Origin of the sequence: Paenibacillus sp. 2TAB19 (genome assembly GCF_052115185.1) — a bacterium.
In the GTDB taxonomy this organism is placed as follows: domain Bacteria; phylum Bacillota; class Bacilli; order Paenibacillales; family Paenibacillaceae; genus Pristimantibacillus.
Genome location: NZ_JBFRGE010000214.1, coordinates 1 through 755, shown reverse-complemented (window position 1 = coordinate 755; position 755 = coordinate 1). Strand labels below are relative to the sequence as shown.

Sequence of the window (755 nt, the reverse complement as noted above, 5' to 3'; positions counted from 1 at the left end):
CATTACTCCAGCTGGGTTTCCCCATTCGGAAATCCCCGGATCAAAGCCTGCTTACGGCTCCCCGAGGCGGTATCGTTGTTCGCCACGTCCTTCTTCGGCTCCTGGTGCCTAGGCATCCTCCGTGCGCTCTTAATAGCTTAACCAATGCTTCGGTTGATTCGGCTTGTGCGCCGTTTTCACTTTGTTTCTTTGATYTCCTAAGACATCAAATGGTTGAAACAAACTGAAAAAATGTCGCAACAATCTCGAACAACCTTCGCTAACATCAACTGCCGAGCTCGCTTTCGCTAACTCTGCTTGCTGATGGTTAATCCAGCTAAAGGATGTTTCAGCAATTCTTTTCTTTCGTTATCCAGTTTTCAAGGTGCAATTGGTCCGTATTTTCTTGCGAAAAACGGTTGGTGGAGCCAAGCGGGATCGAACCGCTGACCTCCTGCTTGCAAGGCAGGCGCTCTCCCAGCTGAGCTATGGCCCCATAATGGGATCCGACTTCTCAGAGTCGATAGTGGTGGGCCTTAGTGGACTCGAACCACCGACCTCACCCTTATCAGGGGTGCGCTCTAACCAGCTGAGCTAAAGGCCCTCAGTTATTCTCTTTTTTTGACTACACAGGTACAACTTTGCACCCGCTTGGCGACGTCCTACTCTCCCAGGACCCTGCGGTCCAAGTACCATTGGCGCTGGAGGGCTTAACGGTCGTGTTCGGTATGGGAACGCGTGGTTCCCCTCCGCCATCGCCACCAAACGGATGATGC

Annotated in this window: 2 tRNA genes and 2 rRNA genes; all 4 read right to left on the bottom strand. The window is 52.1% G+C overall.

The features are described from left to right. Positions 1–143: ribosomal RNA gene (locus AB4Z33_RS31075) — 23S ribosomal RNA — on the bottom strand; the annotation flags it as partial. Positions 144–399: 256 nt separating this feature from the next. Next, positions 400–475: transfer RNA gene (locus AB4Z33_RS31070), tRNA-Ala, on the bottom strand. Positions 476–506: 31 nt separating this feature from the next. Next, positions 507–583, bottom strand: a tRNA-Ile gene (locus AB4Z33_RS31065). Between the two features lie 45 nt (positions 584–628). After that, positions 629–745, bottom strand: a 5S ribosomal RNA gene (rrf, locus tag AB4Z33_RS31060). Between the last annotated feature and the right edge of the window lie 10 nt (positions 746–755).